The organism is Sphingomonas sp. PP-CC-3A-396, from assembly GCF_004343105.1.
GTDB lineage: Bacteria > Pseudomonadota > Alphaproteobacteria > Sphingomonadales > Sphingomonadaceae > Sphingomonas.
This window is the reverse complement of the sequence record NZ_SLYF01000017.1, coordinates 1-18364: the sequence shown is the minus strand read 5'-3', so window position 1 is coordinate 18364 and position 18364 is coordinate 1. Positions and strand designations below refer to the sequence as shown.

19 protein-coding genes, 2 pseudogenes and 1 riboswitch are annotated in these 18364 nt (G+C 60.5%); of the genes and pseudogenes, 18 read left to right on the top strand and 3 right to left on the bottom strand.

From position 1 onward, the window contains the following. Positions 1-227: 227 nt before the first annotated feature. Complete coding sequence (locus C8J40_RS19705; protein WP_132898474.1) at positions 228-719, bottom strand: Rrf2 family transcriptional regulator; 492 nt, start codon at positions 717-719, stop codon at positions 228-230. Positions 720-805: 86 nt separating this feature from the next. Here C8J40_RS19705 and hmpA point away from each other — a divergent pair, with 86 nt between their 5' ends. From hmpA to C8J40_RS19625, 16 genes and pseudogenes are all read left to right on the top strand, one after another. Continuing rightward, entirely contained in the window at positions 806-1999 is a 1194-nt protein-coding gene (hmpA, locus tag C8J40_RS19700) for an NO-inducible flavohemoprotein (protein ID WP_132898473.1), read from the top strand. 9 nt (positions 2000-2008) lie between these two features. Further along, positions 2009-3082: a nitronate monooxygenase gene (locus tag C8J40_RS19695; protein WP_132898472.1), complete on the top strand. Its 1074-nt coding sequence runs from the start codon at positions 2009-2011 to the stop codon at positions 3080-3082. After that, entirely contained in the window at positions 3082-3471 is a 390-nt protein-coding gene (locus C8J40_RS19690) for a tautomerase family protein (RefSeq protein WP_132898471.1), read from the top strand. Before C8J40_RS19695 ends, C8J40_RS19690 begins: the two co-directional genes overlap by 1 nt. A gap of 232 nt (positions 3472-3703) precedes the next feature. Then, entirely contained in the window at positions 3704-4426 is a 723-nt protein-coding gene (locus tag C8J40_RS19685) for a response regulator (protein ID WP_207901317.1), read from the top strand. A 1-nt stretch (position 4427) separates the two neighbouring features. After that, positions 4428-5672 (top strand): HAMP domain-containing sensor histidine kinase, encoded by a 1245-nt coding sequence (locus tag C8J40_RS19680; protein WP_165911552.1) that lies wholly within the window; start codon positions 4428-4430, stop codon positions 5670-5672. 88 nt (positions 5673-5760) lie between these two features. Next, positions 5761-6687 carry an intradiol ring-cleavage dioxygenase gene (locus C8J40_RS19675; protein WP_243693517.1) on the top strand — a complete coding sequence of 309 codons (927 nt, stop codon included), beginning with the start codon at positions 5761-5763 and terminating at the stop codon, positions 6685-6687. A gap of 130 nt (positions 6688-6817) precedes the next feature. Continuing rightward, positions 6818-6988, top strand: coding sequence for a hypothetical protein (locus C8J40_RS19670; protein WP_207901315.1), 171 nt, complete (start codon positions 6818-6820; stop codon positions 6986-6988). Between the two features lie 16 nt (positions 6989-7004). Then, positions 7005-7898, top strand: a complete 894-nt coding sequence (locus tag C8J40_RS19665) for a dihydrodipicolinate synthase family protein (protein ID WP_132898468.1) — start codon at positions 7005-7007, stop codon at positions 7896-7898. A 298-nt stretch (positions 7899-8196) separates the two neighbouring features. After that, positions 8197-8616: a GNAT family N-acetyltransferase gene (locus C8J40_RS19660; protein ID WP_132898467.1), complete on the top strand. Its 420-nt coding sequence runs from the start codon at positions 8197-8199 to the stop codon at positions 8614-8616. 199 nt (positions 8617-8815) lie between these two features. After that, on the top strand, positions 8816-9148 hold the full coding sequence (locus tag C8J40_RS19655) for a metalloregulator ArsR/SmtB family transcription factor (RefSeq protein ID WP_132898466.1): 333 nt from the start codon (positions 8816-8818) through the stop codon (positions 9146-9148). 11 nt (positions 9149-9159) lie between these two features. Beyond that, on the top strand, positions 9160-9588 hold the full coding sequence (arsC, locus tag C8J40_RS19650; protein WP_132898465.1) for an arsenate reductase (glutaredoxin): 429 nt from the start codon (positions 9160-9162) through the stop codon (positions 9586-9588). Further along, entirely contained in the window at positions 9588-10874 is a 1287-nt protein-coding gene (locus C8J40_RS19645) for an arsenic transporter (RefSeq protein WP_132898464.1), read from the top strand. The genes arsC and C8J40_RS19645 overlap by 1 nt, the downstream gene beginning before the upstream one ends. Then, positions 10871-11194, top strand: coding sequence for a YnfA family protein (locus C8J40_RS19640; RefSeq protein WP_056015373.1), 324 nt, complete (start codon positions 10871-10873; stop codon positions 11192-11194). Before C8J40_RS19645 ends, C8J40_RS19640 begins: the two co-directional genes overlap by 4 nt. Next, the gene (arsH, locus tag C8J40_RS19635; RefSeq protein ID WP_132898463.1) at positions 11194-11952 is read left to right on the top strand and encodes an arsenical resistance protein ArsH; all 759 of its coding nucleotides are present in this window, start codon (positions 11194-11196) and stop codon (positions 11950-11952) included. The genes C8J40_RS19640 and arsH overlap by 1 nt, the downstream gene beginning before the upstream one ends. 451 nt (positions 11953-12403) lie before the next feature. Beyond that, complete coding sequence (locus C8J40_RS19630) at positions 12404-12592, top strand: hypothetical protein (RefSeq protein ID WP_041394287.1); 189 nt, start codon at positions 12404-12406, stop codon at positions 12590-12592. A gap of 190 nt (positions 12593-12782) precedes the next feature. Next, positions 12783-12859, top strand: a riboswitch (Fluoride riboswitch). A 23-nt stretch (positions 12860-12882) separates the two neighbouring features. Then, positions 12883-13446: pseudogene (locus C8J40_RS19625) on the top strand (chloride channel protein); the annotation flags it as partial. 503 nt (positions 13447-13949) lie between these two features. Here C8J40_RS19625 and C8J40_RS20960 read toward each other — a convergent pair. Further along, positions 13950-14498, bottom strand: a pseudogene (locus tag C8J40_RS20960) (DEAD/DEAH box helicase family protein); the annotation flags it as partial. A 979-nt stretch (positions 14499-15477) separates the two neighbouring features. Next, positions 15478-16221: a hypothetical protein gene (locus tag C8J40_RS19615; RefSeq protein WP_132898462.1), complete on the bottom strand. Its 744-nt coding sequence runs from the start codon at positions 16219-16221 to the stop codon at positions 15478-15480. Between the two features lie 585 nt (positions 16222-16806). Between C8J40_RS19615 and C8J40_RS19610 the strand changes: the two genes are divergently transcribed. Continuing rightward, on the top strand, positions 16807-17022 hold the full coding sequence (locus C8J40_RS19610) for a DUF3800 domain-containing protein (RefSeq protein WP_165911551.1): 216 nt from the start codon (positions 16807-16809) through the stop codon (positions 17020-17022). A gap of 73 nt (positions 17023-17095) precedes the next feature. Further along, complete coding sequence (locus C8J40_RS19605) at positions 17096-18073, top strand: hypothetical protein (protein WP_132898461.1); 978 nt, start codon at positions 17096-17098, stop codon at positions 18071-18073. Positions 18074-18364 lie beyond the last annotated feature (291 nt).

Sequence of the window (18364 nt, the reverse complement as noted above, 5' to 3'; positions counted from 1 at the left end):
GGCGGTGTGCGAAGCGTCACGCTTCCGAACACGGGCCTGATCCTTTCCTATCCCCGCTTCGTACTCGATCCTCCCGCTGGCAGCGCCGCTCCGAAACTCCTGCAACCAATGACGGTAAACTGACAGTGAGGCGATGCCATTTCCCGTAAACGAACGGCGACCGAGAAGGCCGGGGCGTTCTCGTTTCGAATGGTATATTGGAAAGACGAAGGGCTGTTCGCGCTCGCTTAGCTATGCTGATCGTCACTCATGGTAATGCCATCTGAGTCCAACACATCACCCGAGACTGCGGCATCCGTATCACGCAACGCGAATAGCGCGCGTAGATCGGCCGGTCGGGTAGAAAGATCCGCGATCGTGTAGCGATCCAGCGTGGCAAGGAATGCCTTTGTCGCCTCAGCCAAGACGCGCGGCAGGCCACACGCGGGCGCGATCACGCAACCACCGCATTCCACCAGGTCAAAGCCGCCCTCGGTGTGACGCACCAAATCGCCAACGTTGATTTCTGCTGCTGGCCGCGCCAGCCGCAATCCCCCATTCCGTCCTCGGATCGTTTCCACGAAGCCGGCACGGCTGAGGTCCTGCACAACCTTCATCAGGTGATTTTGCGAGATCAGATAACGCGAAGCGATCCGACCGATAGAGGCCAGCTCGTTCTCATGCACCGCGAGGTGGATCAGCACGCGCAGCGCGTAGTCAGTGTAGCGGGTCAGCTTCATTCAGATACGCTAATACCGGTATTTGGGTTGCATGTATATGGCGACAATAATAGAAGTATTCTGAATACCTCTTTATGGAGTCGCCCATGTCCGCGTCGTTGTCACCGCAAACCATCACCATCGTGAAGGCCTCCGTTCCAGCGCTGGCCGAGCATGGCAGCGCCATCACTGGGGCGATGTATCGCCGGCTTTTCGAAGACGCGGAGATTGCCGCGTTGTTCAACACAGCCAATCAGGAGAACGGCGCACAGGTCCATGCGCTTGCGACCGCCGTCCTTGCCTACGCTCGCAACATCGAGAATCTTGGTGCGCTTGGGCCTGCGGTCGAACGGATCGCGCAAAGGCATGTCGGCTACGCCATCAAAACCGAGCATTATCCCTACGTCGCAACAGCCTTGCTCGGCGCGATCGAGGAAGTGCTCGGCGACGCTGCCACGCCAGAAATTCTAGCTGCTTGGGGCGAAGCATATTGGTTTCTCGCCAATATCCTGACGGGGCGCGAAGACACGATCCGCGCCGAGATTATGACGCACGAAGGTGGGTGGACCGACTGGCGCAAGTTCGTCGTCGCTGAGCGTCGGCCGGAGAGCGAAGGCATTGTGTCGTTCATTCTCAAGCCCGTCGATGGTCGTCCAGTGCTGCGCCATCGCGCCGGCCAGTACCTCACGTTCCGCTTCGACGCTGCGGGCCTGCCCGGTTTAAAACGCAACTTCTCAATTTCGTCCGGCCCGAGCGACGATCATTATCGCATCACCGTGAAGCGGCAGGCAGACGGGGGTGCGTCGGCGTTCCTGCACGACCACGGTTTCCCTGGCGTGATCGTAGAAACTACGCCGCCTGCCGGCGATTTTTTTCTCGCCGACGTGCCGGAGCGCCCGATCGTACTGCTGTCTGGCGGTGTGGGACTGACCCCCATGGTCAGCATGATGGAAATGATTGCGGAGGCGCATCCCGCCGCTCGCGTTTGGTACGTCCACGGGACGGCAAGCCGTGAGGCGCACGCTCTCGATGCGCATATCCGCGAATTGGCCGGTCAGCATGGCGGTACAAAGGTCCATACATTTTACGAACGGCGCAGCGAGGCGGACGATGCGGAAGCCGGGCTAGTTACGGTCGACTGGCTGAAAGCCAACACGCCATTCGAGCAAGCCGACTTTTACCTATGCGGTCCGCGTCCCTTCCTGCGCTCCTTCGTTCCCGGCCTGATCGGGGCGGGCGTACCATCGGGACAGGTTCACTACGAACTGTTCGGTCCGACTGACGAAGCGTTTGCGGCATAGGAGGCGAGGATGCTCAACCGGCTCAACATGACGCTTCCCATCGTTCAGGCACCGATGGCCGGTGTCTCAACGCCGACGCTGGCCGCAACGGTGTCAAATGCGGGCGGGCTAGGATCGATCGGGGTCGGTGCGACCGACGCCAAGGGTGCGCGCGCGATGATCGAGGAAACCCGCGCACGCATCGATCACATCGACGGCGCCTTCAACGTCAACCTGTTTGTCCACGGCAGCGCCACGGCCGATCCGGAGCGTGAACGGGCGTGGCTGGAATGGCTCGCGCCGTTGTTTGCCGAGTTCGACGCCGAGCCGCCCAAGGCATTGCGGACGATCTATAAGAGCTTTGCCGACGATGCCGACATGCTGGAAACGCTGCTCGCGCTGAAACCTCCCGTCGTCAGCTTCCATTTCGGCTTGCCGTCTGCTGACGCGCTTTCCGCTCTGCGCGCGCGCGGGATCTACCTGCTGGCGACTGCCACCAGCTTAGAGGAAGCGCACGCGATCGAGGCAGCCGGTATTGATGCTATTGTGGCGCAAGGTATCGAGGCAGGCGGACATCGGGGCGTATTCGATCCGGCAAAGCCCGACGATGCTCTTGGTACGCTTGCGCTGGCGCGCCTGCTGGTACGGAAAACCAAGCTCCCTATTATCGCGGCCGGCGGGATCATGGATGGGGCGGGCATCGCAGCCGCACTCGACCTCGGCGCGGTTGCAGCGCAACTCGGCACGGCCTTCGTACCTTGTCCGGAATCCGCTGCTGATGATGCTTACCGCGCCGCATTGACCGGTCCGGGAGCGTATCACACGACTCTGACACCGCTGATTTCAGGACGCCCCGCGCGAGCGATTGCCAATCGTTTTACCGCGTTGGTCGAACACCTCTCCGAGCGGTTGCCGCCCGACTACCCCATTGCATACGACGCCGGCAAAGCCCTCCATGCAGCTGCCAAAGCGCGCGGTGAACACGGCTTCGGCGCGCAATGGGCGGGACAGGGAGCGCCGCTTTCGCGAGCCCTGCCTGCCACCACCCTCATTGAAACACTTGCGCGCGAACTGAACGCCGTTCGCAATAGGAAGGACCAGTAATGCCGCTGCTAAACATTCATATCGTCACGGGTCGCCCTGCAAATGCAGTCGCCGAATTGCAGCAGGTCATCCATGAAGCGATGGTGGAAGCGTTCCAGGTGCCGGTTCGTGACCGCTATCAGATCGTCACCGAACACGAAGCCACTCATCTTGTCATGGAAGATACTGGGTTGGGCTTCGAGCGTACCGAACAGCGTGTTTTGATCCATATGACGACGCGCCCTCGCTCGCAGGAAATGAAGCAGGCATTTTACCAGACGGTGACGCGCGGCCTTGCGGAGCGTTGCGGGATTGAGCCGCAGGATGTGATGTTCTCTGTGATCGAGAATAGCGACGCGGACTGGAGCTTTGGGTTCGGGACTGCGCAATTTCTCACTGGCGACCTATAAACAAGGGTCGTTTTCGGCCGTTTACGCACAGCGCCTCGCCTTTCTTTCAAACTGGATCTGAACAAAGACGATCAGAGGGAGACGGCATGGTAATCTAACAGTTCCGACCGGTTTTGGACCTCGTCGGCGCTGCGCTCTCGTTCGTGATTGTTGCAGCCCCGCAATGCTACGGATACGTTGCCGGGGCAGCGGTCGTGCTATGCTCGACATTGCACCAGCCCCACAGGATATGATGGATCTCTCGACCCGCCTCCTTATTGTCGATGACGATCCGGGCATTCGCGAGCTGACCACCGCGTTTCTTGTCGGGCACGGCTTTGTGGTCGATGCCGTGCCGAACGGCTCCGAGATGCGCGCCGCGCTGGCACGCGACCGTTATGATCTCGTAATTCTCGACGTGATGATGCCGGGCGAAGATGGACTGTCGATCCTTCGCTCCCTCGATCGAACAACCGGCCCTGCCGTCATCATGCATTCAGTGATCGGGCAAGAAGTCGATCGTATTATCGGTTTGGAGATGGGGGCTGATGACTATCTGGCCAAGCCCGCCAACCCGCGCGAACTACTGGCACGCATCCGCGCGGTCCTGCGCAGAGGTGCGAGTACGTCAGCGCCGCTTGTTCGAAGCCGGGTGTTCCTTCGTTTTTCTGGATGGCGCGTGGATCCGGTTGCGCGCGAACTGCTCGATCCCGACGAAGTGCTCATCAATCTAACCGATGGCGAGTTTCGCCTGCTGTTGACGCTGATCGAGCACCCGCGCCGTGTTCTGACGCGCGACTTCATACTCGATCATTCGCGCGGCATGAACGCGGAACAGTTCGACCGTGCGATCGATGTCCAAGTTAGCCGCCTGCGTCGTAAGCTCGCGCGCGACGATGGGCGCGGCGGTGAAGAGCTGATCCGGACCGTCCGCAACGAAGGATATCTGTTCACCGCCGATGTGCAGCGGCGCTGATATGCCCGCCAAACGCGCGGCGTCGATTGCGCAACCGATCTTCCTGTTAGTTATCGCCGCAATCGTGCTCGCGACTGTCGTCACGTTCGCGATCACGTTCAATGGCCCCCCGCCACGTCCAAGACCGATTCCTGATACGGACATCTTGGCAGCCTTGCGTGGCACGGTCGTGCCAGGCCTCATCGTTCTTCCAGGACGGCAACCCGCCCGCCCCGACGAAACGCCAGACCTTGAGCATGATGCCGCCCTCGCCCGAGCTCTGGGAAGCCCGGTTTTCGGCTTCTACGCTCAGCGAGAGCAAGAGCGAGAGCAGGCAGGCGAGGTCCGTGGTGGGTTCACTGTGTCCGGGCGTACGATGGACAAGTGGCGCACCGTTCGCAGCCCCGATCGTCCACTCATAACCAGCTGGCACGTTGTAACATTTGGCGGGATGGGATTCGCGCTGATCCTTCTGTCGATTCCGGCCTGGATAATCACCCGCCGCATCTCGCGTCCGCTCCAGCATCTTGCCAGCGCAGCCCAAGCTGCGCGGATAGGTTCGCCATTGGCGGCACCGCAAGAAGGCTCGCGCGAAGTACGCGAATTGGCTGTCGCATTTAGCGACATGCACGATCGTATTGGTCACCATGTGGAAGGTCGCACCACGATGCTCGCGGCCATTGCGCATGATCTTGGAACGCCCTTATCGCGCCTCGCCTTCCACATTGAGGGTCTGCCCGAAGCGGCGCGCGCGCGCGCCGCTGCCGATGTCGATGAAATGCGCGCAATGATCGGTGCAGCGATCGGCTTCGCACGCGACGAACTCGTGAAAGGACCAGCGCTCCGCTTCGACTTGGGGAGCCTGCTCGACAGTTTGGTCGAGGACACGCGTGCAGCGGGGAAGGATGTGACGATCACTCCTGATGCGCGCGTGGTGGTGGTAGGTGACCCTGCTGCGCTGAGACGGCTATTCGCCAATCTAATCGACAACGCCATCCGTTATGGCGACCGCGCACGCGTTGGATGGCGTAAGCTCGACGGAGCGGTGGCTGTCACGGTGGAGGATGACGGCCCAGGCATAGATCCTGAACAAGCCGAACGTCTCTTCGAGCCGTTCGTTCGCGGCGACCCGTCCCGTAATCGGGAAACCGGCGGCACGGGCCTTGGACTCGCTATCGCTCGGGCCATCGCCACCCGCCACGGAGGACGGGTGACGTCCGAGCCAAGCGAAAACGGCGCGCAAATCCTAGTCGTACTGCCCTGCTGAAATATTCTGCAATAAATCCAGCCAGTCCCGAAATACGGTCGTCCAGCGCCTCCCCGACAAGCGTGATTTACAGCACGAGGAGAGACGCATGAACGACCCGCACATGATCGAAGAAGCAGAGCACGGTCACGGCCTGGCCGAGGACTTGGTCCTCATGCACCGTCTTGCTGATCGTCGGCGCGCTCTGAAGTGGTTTGCCGGGGTCGGCACCGCTGCGCTGGTGACGGGATGCGGTGGAAGCAGCAGCGACAGTTCCGGGACTGTTTCTGTCGTTTCGGGCGGGACGACCACCGCAACGCCGACGCCGACCACCACCACCACAACGACCACAACGACAGCTACTCCGACGAGCACAGCCACGTGCATTGCCGATCCAACGGAAACCGCAGGCCCCTATCCAGGCGATGGCACCAACACAGCCAGCGGATCGACGAGCAATATCCTTACCATAAGCAGGATCGTGCGAAGCGATATTCGGAAGAGCTTTATCAGCACCACGACGGACGCAGGAGGGGTGCTCGTTACTGTCACCCTGACGCTGGTGAACGTCAACGCCGCGTGCGCGCCACTCAGCGGATACGCCGTTTATCTGTGGCACGCCGATCGGTATGGCCATTACTCACTCTATACAGCCGCGGCCGAGAGCTACCTTCGCGGTGTCCAGGTCACCGACGCTAACGGACAGGTCACCTTCACCACCTATTTTCCGCCTGCCTATGACGGTCGGTGGCCGCATTATCATTTCGAGGTTTTCTCGTCGCTCTCGAATGCACTCAGCGGAAAATACTCTATCTTGACCTCGCAGCTTTGTATGCCAGCAGCGATTTGTAACACTGTCTTCGCAGACACAACGACGTATCCAAGTGCAAAAGGTATCTTTGCAGGTCTGTCACTCAGCACTGACAACGTGTTTGGTGACAATACAGCCGCGCAGCTTGCGCAGCAGACGCCAACATTTACCGGTAGTGTCGCGAGTGGTTACACAGCGACAGCATTGATCGGGATCGCCCGGTAAGAAGTCATCGGCCTCGGAATGACGATCAACGCATAGAATGGACCCTGATATGCGCTGACGACGAACGGGCTGCCGGGAAACCCCACGCAGGGGTTTCCCGGCACTGGACAGAGGCATCAAGCCTTGTTGAATGTTCCGAACTTCCGCGAGCTTCTTTGCAGCGTCCGCGTGGCGGCTGTATGCGCCTGTGTTCTCTACCGAGCCGATGGTGCGCGGCTACGCCTGCGCGCGCCGCTGGATCGAAGGAAGGCTCGCCATAGTGTTTACCAGCGCCGGCCTGAAGCTCTTCACCGCCTGCTGAACCAAAAGGCTCACTCATGTCCACGCTGTTCACCGGCCTGTCGGCTTTCCCGCTTACTCCCGCAGATCCCAATGGGATCGTCGACACCACGGCGATCGGCATGCTGGTCGAGCGCCTGGTGGCGGCCGGTGTGGACTCTATCGGGCTGCTCGGCAGCACCGGCATCTACGCCTACCTTGATCGCATCCAGCGCGGCCGGGCCGTGGCTGCGGCGGTGGAGGCGACAGGCGGGCGGGTGCCGCTGGTCGTAGGTATCGGCGCGTTGCGGACAAGCTGGGCAATCGAGTTTGCCGTCGATGCGGAGCGGGCCGGGGCATCCGGCCTGCTGATCGCGCCCATGTCCTATACCCCCCTGACCGATGGCGAAGCTGCGGCCCATTACCGCGCCGTCGCCGGTGCCACGGCGCTGACGCTTTGCATCTACAACAATCCCGGTACGACCAATTTCAGCTTCTCCGACGCGCTGATCGGCGAGCTGGCGACAATACCCGGCATCGCCGGGATCAAGATGCCGCTGCGGGCGGATGACGACTATGCCGGCGAGCTGGCGCGGCTCCGCGCTTCAACACCCGAAAAATTCGCGATTGGCTACAGCGGCGATTGGGGCGCCGCCCCGTCACTGCTCGCAGGTTGCGACGCTTGGTTTAGCGTCGTTGCGGGCCTGTTGCCTGAACCGTCGCTGCGGATGACGCGTGCAGCGCAGGATGACGATGCCGCTGAGGTGGCCGCGATCGACGCTGCTTTCGCCCCCTTATGGGCGTTGTTCAAAGCGTATGGCAGTCTGCGGGTGATGTACGTTGTCGCTGACCGGCTCTCCCTTTCGGTCGGCGATCCGCCGCTACCTATCATGCGCGTCAGTGCTGACATTATGGCAGCCGTCGAGACAGCCTTGGAGCATCTGGGTGTCTGACGGGCCGCATGTGGCTTTCCCGAGCAGGCCCCCGATCGGGAAATAAGGGCGGTCCAAAACGCCCGGACACAGCCGCTAAAATGGGGAGTTTGAACTCTCGAAAGCGACCATTCGTTCAACACCTCCTTTCCAGCTTACCATCTTCAAACGGCAATTTCGGACAGGCAACGGCAACAGTATCTGGGAAGCTGGCAACATTGGGTGGCCGTCAGCGCGACCGGCTGGCGACCGTCTCCCGCTTTGGTTCGTGTGCGAGGAGGTACTATGTCGCAGAACGGGGTTCAGATACGCTTCTTCGATGACGCTACGAATCACTATCCCCGACAGCCCCTCCGAGACGGACCGCGAGGCAATAAGTGCGCCACTGCGCGCCTACAACATCCGTCAAGCGGGCGATCCGCGCATCCGCCCTGTGGCGATAATGCTGACCGATGAGCGTGGTGATCATGTGGGCGGCTTATGGGGCAAGTGCGTTTACGATTGGCTCTTTGTAGAGCTTCTGGCCGTCCCGGAGCAGTATCGAGGCGGAAGCTATGGCAAGGCGCTGATGAGCGAGGCGGAAGGGATCGCCCGAGCCAACGGCTGTGTCGGAATTTGGCTGAACACCCATGAGTTCCAAGCCCGCGGCTTTTATGAGAAGCTGGGGTTTGAGGTGTTCGGCACGCTGGACGACCATCCTATCGGCCAAAAGCTTATCTTCCTGCAAAAGCGGCTCTAGCGAGCAGGTTCCCTTTCGATCGAGTTTCGGGAATGTCCGAGATGGGAAGGAAAGCGGACGTTCCGCTTTTGGGAAGGCAGATGGCGTCAGCGGACGTCGGCTGACGCTGCGGCCTTTCTCAAAAAGGATCGTAAATTGAGAAGGTTGGCCTCGGAAATCTCGAACTAGCCAAGTCTGACATATCCTCTATGCTGGATATATGGAAAACGATTCGGCCATTGCTGCGCTTAGCGCTCTCGCACAAGGCACACGCCTCGACGTGTTTCGCCTACTGGTCCGGCACGAACCAGATGGAATGGCGGCCGGCGAAATCGCCCGCCAGCTCGACGTGCCGCAAAACACTATGTCCGCGCACCTCGGCATTCTCTCGCGCGCCGGCATCGTTCGCTCCGAGCGGCATAGCCGGTCAATCATCTACCACGCCCATCTGGACGGGCTGCGCGCGCTGACCCTGTTCCTCGTCAAAGACTGCTGCGCCGGCTCGCCTGAACTGTGCGCACCGCTCTTGGCCGAACTCACCCCCTGCTGCTGAAAGGACGCGCCGTGGCCGTCGATATCGTGATCTACCACAACCCCGAATGCGGAACGTCGCGCAACACGCTGGCGATGATCCGCAATGCCGGCATCGAGCCGCATGTGGTCGAATATCTGAAGACACCGCCTGCGCGCGCGCTGCTGGTCGAGCTGATCGATCGCGCCGGGTTCACGCCCCGCGATCTGCTACGTGAGAAGGGCACGCCCTATGCGGAGCTAGGCTTGGGCGACACGTCGCTGTCCGACGACGCGCTGGTGGACGCGATGATGGCGCATCCGGTCCTCATCAACCGGCCGCTGGTCGTCTCGCCGCTTGGCGTGAAGCTGTGCCGACCTTCCGAAGTGGTTCTCGATCTGCTGCCCGAGCCCCAACAGAGCGCGTTTGCCAAGGAAGACGGCGAAAAGGTCGTGGACGCGTCGGGTCAGCGCATCGCCTGATGCTGCTCGCGCTCGCTATATTCGTCGCCACGATCGCACTCGTCATCTGGCAGCCCAAGGGCCTCGGCATTGGATGGAGCGCCCTGGGCGGCGCGGCGGTCGCGCTGCTCGTCGGGGTCGTCTCGCTCTCCGACGTGCCGGTGGTGTGGGGAATCGTCTGGAATGCGACCGCGACGTTCGTCGCGATCATCATCGTCAGCCTTTTGCTCGACGAAGCCGGATTCTTTGAATGGGCGGCGCTTCACGTTGCCCGCTGGGGCGGGGGGCATGGTCGCAGGCTGTTCGTGCTGATCGTCCTGCTCGGCGCGGCGGTATCGGCGCTGTTCGCCAATGATGGCGCGGCGCTGATCCTGACGCCGATCGTCATCGCGATGCTGCGTGCGCTGGGATACAAGGACAAGGCGACGCTGGCGTTCGTGATGGCTGCGGGGTTCATCGCCGATACCGCCAGTCTGCCGCTGATCGTCTCCAACCTCGTTAATATCGTGTCGGCCGACTTCTTCCGGATCGGCTTTGCCGATTATGCCTCGGTGATGGTGCCGGTCGATCTGGCGTCGATCGCCGCGACACTCGTTGCGCTGCTGCTGTTCTTCCGACGTGACATACCGGCGAGCTACGATGTGGCGCAGCTCCGCACGCCTGCTGATGCGATCCGCGACCGTGCCACGTTCAAGGCGGGCTGGGTCGTTCTCGCCCTGCTGCTCGCCGGCTTCTTCCTGCTCGAACCTATCGGCGTGCCGGTCAGCGCCGTTGCCGCTGCCGGCGCGGTCCTCCTGCTCGTCATCGCCGCGCGCGGCCATGTCATCCAGACGCGCAAGGTGCTGGCCGGCGCGCCGTGGCAGGTCGTGATCTTCTCGCTCGGCATGTACCTGGTCGTCTACGGCCTGCGGAATGCTGGACTGACCGATCACCTTGCCAGCCTGCTCGATCGTACCGCGCAAGGCGGTGTGTGGGGTGCCGCGTTCGGGACCGGGATCATCGCCGCGCTGCTGTCGTCGGTGATGAACAACATGCCGACCGTGCTGGTAGGCGCGCTGTCGATCGACGCGACCCACGCCACGGGCGCGATCAAGGAAGCGATGATCTACGCCAACGTGATCGGGTGCGATCTTGGCCCTAAGATCACGCCGATCGGCTCGCTCGCGACGCTGCTGTGGCTGCATGTCCTCGGGCAAAAGGGCATCCGGATCGGCTGGGGCTATTACTTCAAGGTTGGCGCGACACTGACGATCCCGGTGCTGCTGGTAACGCTCGCTGCACTCGCGATCAGGATCAGCATGGTATGACGGCACTCGTCTACCTTGCCGCGTCGCTTGCGGAAATCGCGGGCTGCTTTGCCTTTTGGGCATGGTTGCGGCTGGACAAATCGCCCCTATGGCTGGCTCCGGGCGTGGTCTCGCTGATGCTGTTCGCCTGGCTGCTGACACGTGTGGATAGCGACGCAGCGGGGAGGGCCTATGCTGCCTATGGCGGCGTCTACATCTGCGCATCGCTAGTCTGGCTGTGGGCTGTCGAAGGGGTGAGGCCCGATCGCTGGGATGCTGGTGGAGCGGCGCTCTGCCTGATCGGCACCTGTATCATTCTGCTTGGCCCAAGGACCGCCTGATGCCGCTCCGCATTCTCTCCGATCCTGATAATCTGCCCGCGCTCGATCGGCGCTATGCGCTCGATCGTCCTGCCCTTGGGCTGGGCGCTGGTGATCCGCCTCCGCGCATCCTGTTGCTCTATGGCTCCCTGCGGGAGCGGTCCTTCTCGCGGCTTTGCGTCGAAGAAGCTGCTCGCCTGCTGCAATTCTTCGGCTGCGAAACGCGGATCTTCGATCCTTCGACCCTGCCGCTACCCGACCAAGTGACGGGGGACGATCACCCGGCCGTCCACGAACTGCGCGAACTGTCGATGTGGTCGGAAGGGCATGTGTGGTGCAGCCCCGAGCGGCACGGCCAGATTACCGGGATCATGAAGCTGCAAGTCGATCACCTGCCGCTGTCGATGGGGGGGATGCGCCCGACGCAGGGCCGCACGCTCGCCGTCATGCAGGTGTCGGCCGGGTCGCAGTCGTTCAACAGCGTGAACACCCTGCGCGTCCTCGGCCGCTGGATGCGAATGGTGACGATCCCCAACCAATCCAGCGTCGCAAAGGCGTTTGCCGAGTTTGACGACGCCGGCCGGATGAAATCGTCCAGCTATTACGATCGGATCGTGGATGTGATGGAAGAGCTGGTACGCTTCACGGTCCTGCTACGCCCGCACACCGCTCAACTGGTCGATCGCTATTCCGAGCGAAAGGAGGCAGGCGTGCCGATCGATAGCGCCGCGGACCTTTCGAGCATCGCAACCTCACCAACGTATCGGAAAGGCGAGTAAAGTCCGCTTAGTGTGGCAAACCGCTCCTGCGACATTGTGCATCACTGAGTGTGCTTCTAGATGCATCCAATGAAACGCCGGGCTCGCCCACTCTCCAAGATATTGCATTCCATGGCGTTTTTCGTCCTGGCGGTGATGTTGCTGGTCCGGCTTGGCCCGCTCTGCGAGACGATGGCGATGGCCGCGCCTCCGGCTGCGTCCGCGATGATGGACTGCGCCAGCAAATCTGCAGGCGCTCCCATCAAAAAGGCCCCTGCGTCGGCTTGCGCCATACCGTGCGTTGCTGTTGCCGGCGAAACCGTCGAGCATATCGGGCTGGTTCCTTCCTCCCGTCTATCGCCTTGGCCGGCTCCACAGACCGGCCTTTTGGGAATGGCATACGCTCCGGCCACACCCCCTCCGCAAACCGTGTGACGTCGAACACCATCACACGTAAATTTCGGAGAATATCATGACCAAGTTCAAGCTCATCAGCGCTGCCTTCGCCCTCACCCTGTCGACTGGCGCATTCGCCGCTGTCGCCAATTGCTGCGCCGACATGGCGTGCTGCAAGGACGGTGCGGACTGCTGCAAGGATGGCGCAAAAGCCAAGGCTGCTGACTGCTGCGATCATGCCAAGGGTGGCATGAAGCACGGCTAAAAGCTGGATAGGGGCGGGCAACCGCCCCTGTCTATTAACTGGCTGTGGTACCCCGTCCCGCCACAGCTACTGATCGAGCGCACAGCTATCTAGGAATAGAACGGGGCATACCAGCGTTTCCGAGACGATGGTGAAATGAGAAATTTGACTAGACACGGCCGTTGACGAGTTTGCCCTCGGACGACATATGCGCGGCAACGGCGATGGATTTCCGCCGGGCTATTCGGCCGAACCGCCCTCGCAAGGGCCGATGATTCCTACCAAGCGCCGCAAGGCAGCAAGGAGGAATCGTGCGCGCCACCTTTCGTACTCTCATTACCGAATTGAACGTCACGGCGTTCGCGCGCAATCGTCACGATCACGCCGTGTCGGTCATGCGCTGGGCACTGATCCTGGTGCCGATGGCCGCACTCGTCGGGACGCTGTGTGCTGCGTTTCTATGGAGCCTCGATGCGGTTACACGCCTGCGGTTCGCATGGCCCTGGCTGCTTTACCTGCTGCCGGTAGGCGGCTTCGTGGTCGGGTTACTGTACCATTTGACCGGCCGTTCAGTGGAGGGCGGCAACAACCTCATTGTCGAGCAAATCCACGAACCGGGCGGCGGGGTGCCGTTGCGGATGGCACCGCTGATCTTCTTGGGTACGGTGGTGACGCATCTGTTCGGCGGTTCGGCTGGGCGGGAAGGCACCGCCGTCCAGTTGGGCGGTAGTCTCGCCAGCGGCTTCGGTCGCGCGCTCAAGCTTGATGCGGACGGCACCCGCATCCTGCTGATGGGCGGCATCGCGGCCGGGTTCGGCGCGGTGTTCGGCACACCAATCGCGGGCGCGGTGTTCGCGCTGGAGGTGCTGGCGATCGACGTCGCCGAAACCGCGCTTGCCCGTGCTGAAGGCGCGCAAGAAAGTGCGACGACGGCGCTAGGCATGATCGAGGAACAGGATCGGCCATCGTCCGCGTAATACGTGTGGAAGTCGATGCCCGTTGACATCAATATGTCCTGCACAAGCAGGCCATACTCTGCGGTCTCAACGAATATCAGGCTTCGATGAAGGATCTCCAGTCGCTCGGCCACCAGTTCGGCGAACGGCGGCAGCTTCTCCTTCGATAGCTTCCTGATGCGTGCAATCTCCTGATACAGGCTTTCTATCGGCGGTGCATCCGCCATCCTTGCCCGGGCGTGATAGCGCTTGATTGCTTGCCGGACCGCTGCCTTGTCATCGAGCGAGAATTCATATTGGAGTTCAAGGTAATCGAACTCGCAGAGGATCCCGCGGCGGATCGCCTTCTCCAAACCGAACTCAAAAACAACGGGCCCGATCTCCCGCTCGACGAAATCATTGCCGTCCTGGTCGTATTCTCGCTCAGGTGTTGCGCTGAGGCCGAGTCGCCACCCGAAGGGCTTTATGCGCCCAGGTAGGCTCTCGACCAAAGACGGCGCGCCCATACCATGAACCTCGTCGCATACGATTAGCCCTTCGCGCACCAGCTTGGGGGCAAGACGGGGAAGGACCGAAGCGAGGTTGAGTCGTGACGTGAGTAGCACCGCGTCCTCGGGATCGTTGAGGTAAGCCTGCGCCTCATGGTGCCGCTCGTAGGCGCGGTAGACCGGCCGTGAGCCGCCACCCAAAACTCCATACCACTGGTCAAGTAGATCAGTGCCGGAAGCCGTGATGACCGAAGTCCGAACTGCGTCCCGCTCGAACAGTTCGTCCATGATGCTGATCGCGGTCCGCGTTTTGCCCGTGCCTGTCGCCATTTCCAGCACGCCGCGCCGCTCCTCGAGGAAGCGCGCGAGTGCTTCCTTTTGGTGGCGCCACCGCGGATCTTCTAGCGATCGCGCAGGAGGGCTATATGGTCGCGGCGCACGGTCACGGAACTGGATCAGATTACGCCTGATCGCCTCTGGCATCGCGAACGTCCGGACGTTCGGATCGGCATTCTCCCATAGCAGCTCGAAGCGGCGGCGCTCCGCCGACACTCGCTGTCTTTCCCGCTCGTCAATCCAGGAGTAGAAGACGCTAATGGACTCGTAATTGCGGAACGCCTTTGCGCTGTCGTTGGGCGAGCCGTGAAAGGCGATGCTGTCTCCCGCGGAGTCAGTGAAAATGCCGAACTTGTCGTGGAAGTCGCCGTCTAGTGCGTTCGCCGGCGAGGCGACTTTGAACTCCAGTAGGCCATCCGCTACCATCCACGATATCGCTGAGAGCGTGTCCGTTTCAAGCGTCGCCTCCAACTCGTCAAGGCTCCGTTGAAGCGTCGCTCGCAACGTCTCGTTGCGGAGCGCGTCACTGCCCTCTGCTAGCGCGGCGACATCTCCCGGCTCCAGCATCGGACTAGCAATGACTCTCGCTGACCCTCCGTTCTCAGCAAGTCCGCGTAATCCCGCGGCAGCCATACGCATCCACCCTGAGGTAAAGAAACCGACCCCACGGTCATACGATACGGACCGAGTAAGCGCCGGCACGTAGAGCCGCGCCATTAGCTGGTCGGTCGACGTATCCAGCTTGGGATCGGTCGGTAGTGAGCGCAACCCTGCCGCGGCTTCCCTTACTCCCAAAATAAGCCCCGTCATTCATCCCCCGGCCCCGTCGCTCGCCGGGATGTGGAACCTGCAACGCTGAAGGGTACTTGGCAACCGGAGACATCCACTCGCGCGGTATCCCTTGTCTCTATTTCGGAGCGGAGCGTTACACGGCACCGAGATTGTCACTGTTGCAGCCTGCTCGGTATCGGAGAGCCCTAGGGTTAGCTCGGACGCCGCCCCTCACTTCGGTATGTACTGTCGGTTGATTAGCGCCCCTATCGTTTTATGTTTCACGAGAAGGAGCAGCTTAAAAGCGGCAGGAACGTATCGCTTGTTTGCATTCCTTCATGTGCCGGTGGTCATGTCACTTTATGAGCGTTTCGCTTATTCTTTTTAGCACAGACCTGCGAGGAAAGATTTGGGTATCAGGATACGCGTACCCGGTGATCTCGACAGGCTTCGTAAGATCCTGCGGTGATCCACCTATTCCCGTAGCTGTCGTCTGGATGTTATCAAAGTAGGTCAGGGCTTCCTTCCACACTTGTACGGCGCTGTTTAACCGCTTCCGCCGTTCGCCCTTATTTCTTCCAGAATTGCCGTTTGAAGTTTTTTCTTCCGACTTGTAGATTTCCGTGATGCGTTGATTTATCGCGAATACGCGACTTCGTAGGCGAATGAAATCAGCTAGCATTATGGGTGGAAGCGTTGAAGTGTCGATCTCCCGCATCGCTGCAATCATCTCGTTCGTTCGCTCACCGCGCAATCTGTGCGTAGGGTAAGCTCGGCTTGCCTTCAACATAGCCTGAAGGCGCTCGGTAACGGTCTCAAAAGCGTCATACGCTAAGAGATGTGCTGCTCGCCCACGCTCGTCTCGTTGTTCTTTGGCATCGGCTTTTGACTGGCCGACTTGATAAAGGACGCCGGCAAAGCCCGCCAAGATCGCTAATACAGACCCGATCGCTTGGGCCCACCCGGGATCACCCGTTACGAATTTTGACGCAAAAACAGCTAGACGTGAACCTAAGAATGAAAGGGCAAAGATGCCGATAGCTACAAGCCCGAGTTTCCTAGCCCAGTTGCCAACAGTTGGATCATTTTTGGTCGCCATCCGAGGTCTCTCTAAAGTTTTTACGCACGACTCCGTAAATAGGCAAATCGGTCTAAGCAACCAGGGTTGATTTCGATTTAGAGACGCCCAGCAACGGCGGGGCCTCTTTTTTACTGACCATTATCGAAGCTACAAGAGGACTAAGTTTGGAGATCTGCTGGCGCACAAGGCCTTCTTCGAACGATCACCGGGCAGGATTCTCTATCGCGCATCATGGAAGATCACCAAGCAAGCCAAAGGGTGAACGAATGCCGACAGTGGGAAGCGGATCGAGCGTTTCGAATGATCGCATAAGAGCCTCCCCGTTGTCGAGCAGCTGGCGATCACCTCTCGCTGATCACACAGGTTTGTACGTCTTCCGCCGCTCCACACCGCACCACATGCACCCCGCAAGAGCTGCATCCCCTTCAGCGGGGTAGCGCACACGCCGATCCGTTCGCATACTCCGACGATACCTAAACACAGTGAGAAGACGATTGCCGCCGCCAGAGCCGACCTCGCGAGGTCGGGTACCTCGCCGATCGTGCGCCGGCTTTTCTCATTTTTGACAAGGACAATAACAAGCCGGGTCCAACTCTCTTGCCGGTGCCGAATGCGCCTCACCTTGCAGGCGGCGGTATTCTGCTAGCAGACTCCAACGCCCTTGCCGGCCTGCAGATCGCGGATGTCGCGGCCTATGCTATCGGCCGCTATCTGAAGCGGCGGGACCGGCTTCTTGATAATACGGCGAACGCTTTCGATCGCGTTGTCGAAAAAATGCTTGAGGATTTGCCTCGACCAGTGCGTTCACTGCTGGGCTAGGCGCGCACTATCCGGGCGGGAACACGGTACGATGTCTTGAGTGTGTAGAGTCCAAGGTGCAAACCGGACCGATATGGCGATGCTCACACCCCCGGCCGATTTCCCAATCCCCAGCCTGCGCCTGCCCATCGCGCCACCTTCCTCGCGTCGGCTGATGATCCTCGACACTAATATCATGCAATACGCCATCACCAGTACGGGCGGTACAGTGATTCATCGGTTAAACGAAGAGATCGAAAGGGCTCGTATAGCAGAGGCTGCCGAGACCGGCTTCTGCATGACGCCATTCCAGATACTTGAGGTGCTCGGGACCGTGGTTCCTGACATTGGCGTACCAACCCGCCCATCAACGGGCCAATCTCGAAGACAACTGCTCGACCAAGTGATCAACGAAGCGCGAGCCAAGTACGCTGCCCTTCCACAACTAGCTCAGAGCAGTCTCGCGGCTCGAGCGGGTGAGCGGCGCTCCTACCTTCCGGAGGAAGGCCATGCGCTGTTCGACTTTTGTATCACTGGTCCCTGTTCACAGATCGATCTAACGCTTCAGATCGCCTCTTCGCTGGCTTGGGACTACGGTTTGAAGAGCGTCTTTCCAAAATCGATCGCGCAAGAGATCGATAACGAGCTCGCCGTGCTCCTGTTGGTGACGGGTCAATCGCAGCTCAGCCGGTTTCGTATAGCCAAGCGTCTTTGGGATGTTTTCTACGCGAAAGGCCGAAAGCTTGTGCCGCAGGCCGTCGAAGGGATTGAAGCGGCGAACAAAGCGATGCAGCTCAAGACCCGTCGGGACTTCCTAGATTGCGACCTCTATCATATGGCATGTTTTGGTTGGTTCGACGCCGATGTGACTGTCCTTACGTGCGACCCGCCTGACAGCATCATGAACAGAATCGCGGTCTACAAAGGTATGGTGGAGAGTGTGGCGGCCAACGCACCCGACCTTCCGGAAGATCGACTTCCGGCGGTTCGCGTAGGGATCATTGCGCGGTGTGAGCCGACCGGCGAGATCACGCACATCTTCCCCGTGCAGAGGGTGCCAACAATCGTCTGAACGAGGTCTGCTTTTCTCGCCTTTGTGCCCAAAAATCCCACGTGATTGTAACGGCCTACTTTCCATCGTTCTGCGACGCCGGCTGCAGGAAATCTTGATGTCGGCTTCGGTGAGGAGCTGCCGTTCAACGTGCCGGTCGGGAACTTCAGAAATGTCCGAATTTTTGCCGTTCCAGCTGCGGCGCGGGGCGACGATGGTAAGCGCGGCCTGAAGCCCGCCTTGTTGGCGGAGCAGCCTGAACAGCGACGGATCTGCCAAATGCGAAAACAAGCGTTACAAACAGTTCGCTTC

Bases quoted from the DNA above. Each gene is read 5' to 3' on its own strand.
- C8J40_RS19705 (WP_132898474.1), bottom strand. From the start codon at position 719: ATGAAGCTGACCCGCTACACTGACTACGCGCTGCGCGTGCTGATCCAC.
- hmpA (WP_132898473.1), top strand. From the start codon at position 806: ATGTCCGCGTCGTTGTCACCGCAAACCATCACCATCGTGAAGGCCTCC.
- C8J40_RS19695 (WP_132898472.1), top strand. From the start codon at position 2,009: ATGCTCAACCGGCTCAACATGACGCTTCCCATCGTTCAGGCACCGATG.
- C8J40_RS19690 (WP_132898471.1), top strand. From the start codon at position 3,082: ATGCCGCTGCTAAACATTCATATCGTCACGGGTCGCCCTGCAAATGCA.
- C8J40_RS19685 (WP_207901317.1), top strand. From the start codon at position 3,704: ATGGATCTCTCGACCCGCCTCCTTATTGTCGATGACGATCCGGGCATT.
- C8J40_RS19680 (WP_165911552.1), top strand. From the start codon at position 4,428: ATGCCCGCCAAACGCGCGGCGTCGATTGCGCAACCGATCTTCCTGTTA.
- C8J40_RS19675 (WP_243693517.1), top strand. From the start codon at position 5,761: ATGAACGACCCGCACATGATCGAAGAAGCAGAGCACGGTCACGGCCTG.
- C8J40_RS19670 (WP_207901315.1), top strand. From the start codon at position 6,818: ATGTTCCGAACTTCCGCGAGCTTCTTTGCAGCGTCCGCGTGGCGGCTG.
- C8J40_RS19665 (WP_132898468.1), top strand. From the start codon at position 7,005: ATGTCCACGCTGTTCACCGGCCTGTCGGCTTTCCCGCTTACTCCCGCA.
- C8J40_RS19660 (WP_132898467.1), top strand. From the start codon at position 8,197: ATGACGCTACGAATCACTATCCCCGACAGCCCCTCCGAGACGGACCGC.
- C8J40_RS19655 (WP_132898466.1), top strand. From the start codon at position 8,816: ATGGAAAACGATTCGGCCATTGCTGCGCTTAGCGCTCTCGCACAAGGC.
- C8J40_RS19645 (WP_132898464.1), top strand. From the start codon at position 9,588: ATGCTGCTCGCGCTCGCTATATTCGTCGCCACGATCGCACTCGTCATC.
- C8J40_RS19640 (WP_056015373.1), top strand. From the start codon at position 10,871: ATGACGGCACTCGTCTACCTTGCCGCGTCGCTTGCGGAAATCGCGGGC.
- arsH (WP_132898463.1), top strand. From the start codon at position 11,194: ATGCCGCTCCGCATTCTCTCCGATCCTGATAATCTGCCCGCGCTCGAT.
- C8J40_RS19630 (WP_041394287.1), top strand. From the start codon at position 12,404: ATGACCAAGTTCAAGCTCATCAGCGCTGCCTTCGCCCTCACCCTGTCG.
- C8J40_RS19615 (WP_132898462.1), bottom strand. From the start codon at position 16,221: ATGGCGACCAAAAATGATCCAACTGTTGGCAACTGGGCTAGGAAACTC.
- C8J40_RS19605 (WP_132898461.1), top strand. From the start codon at position 17,096: ATGGCGATGCTCACACCCCCGGCCGATTTCCCAATCCCCAGCCTGCGC.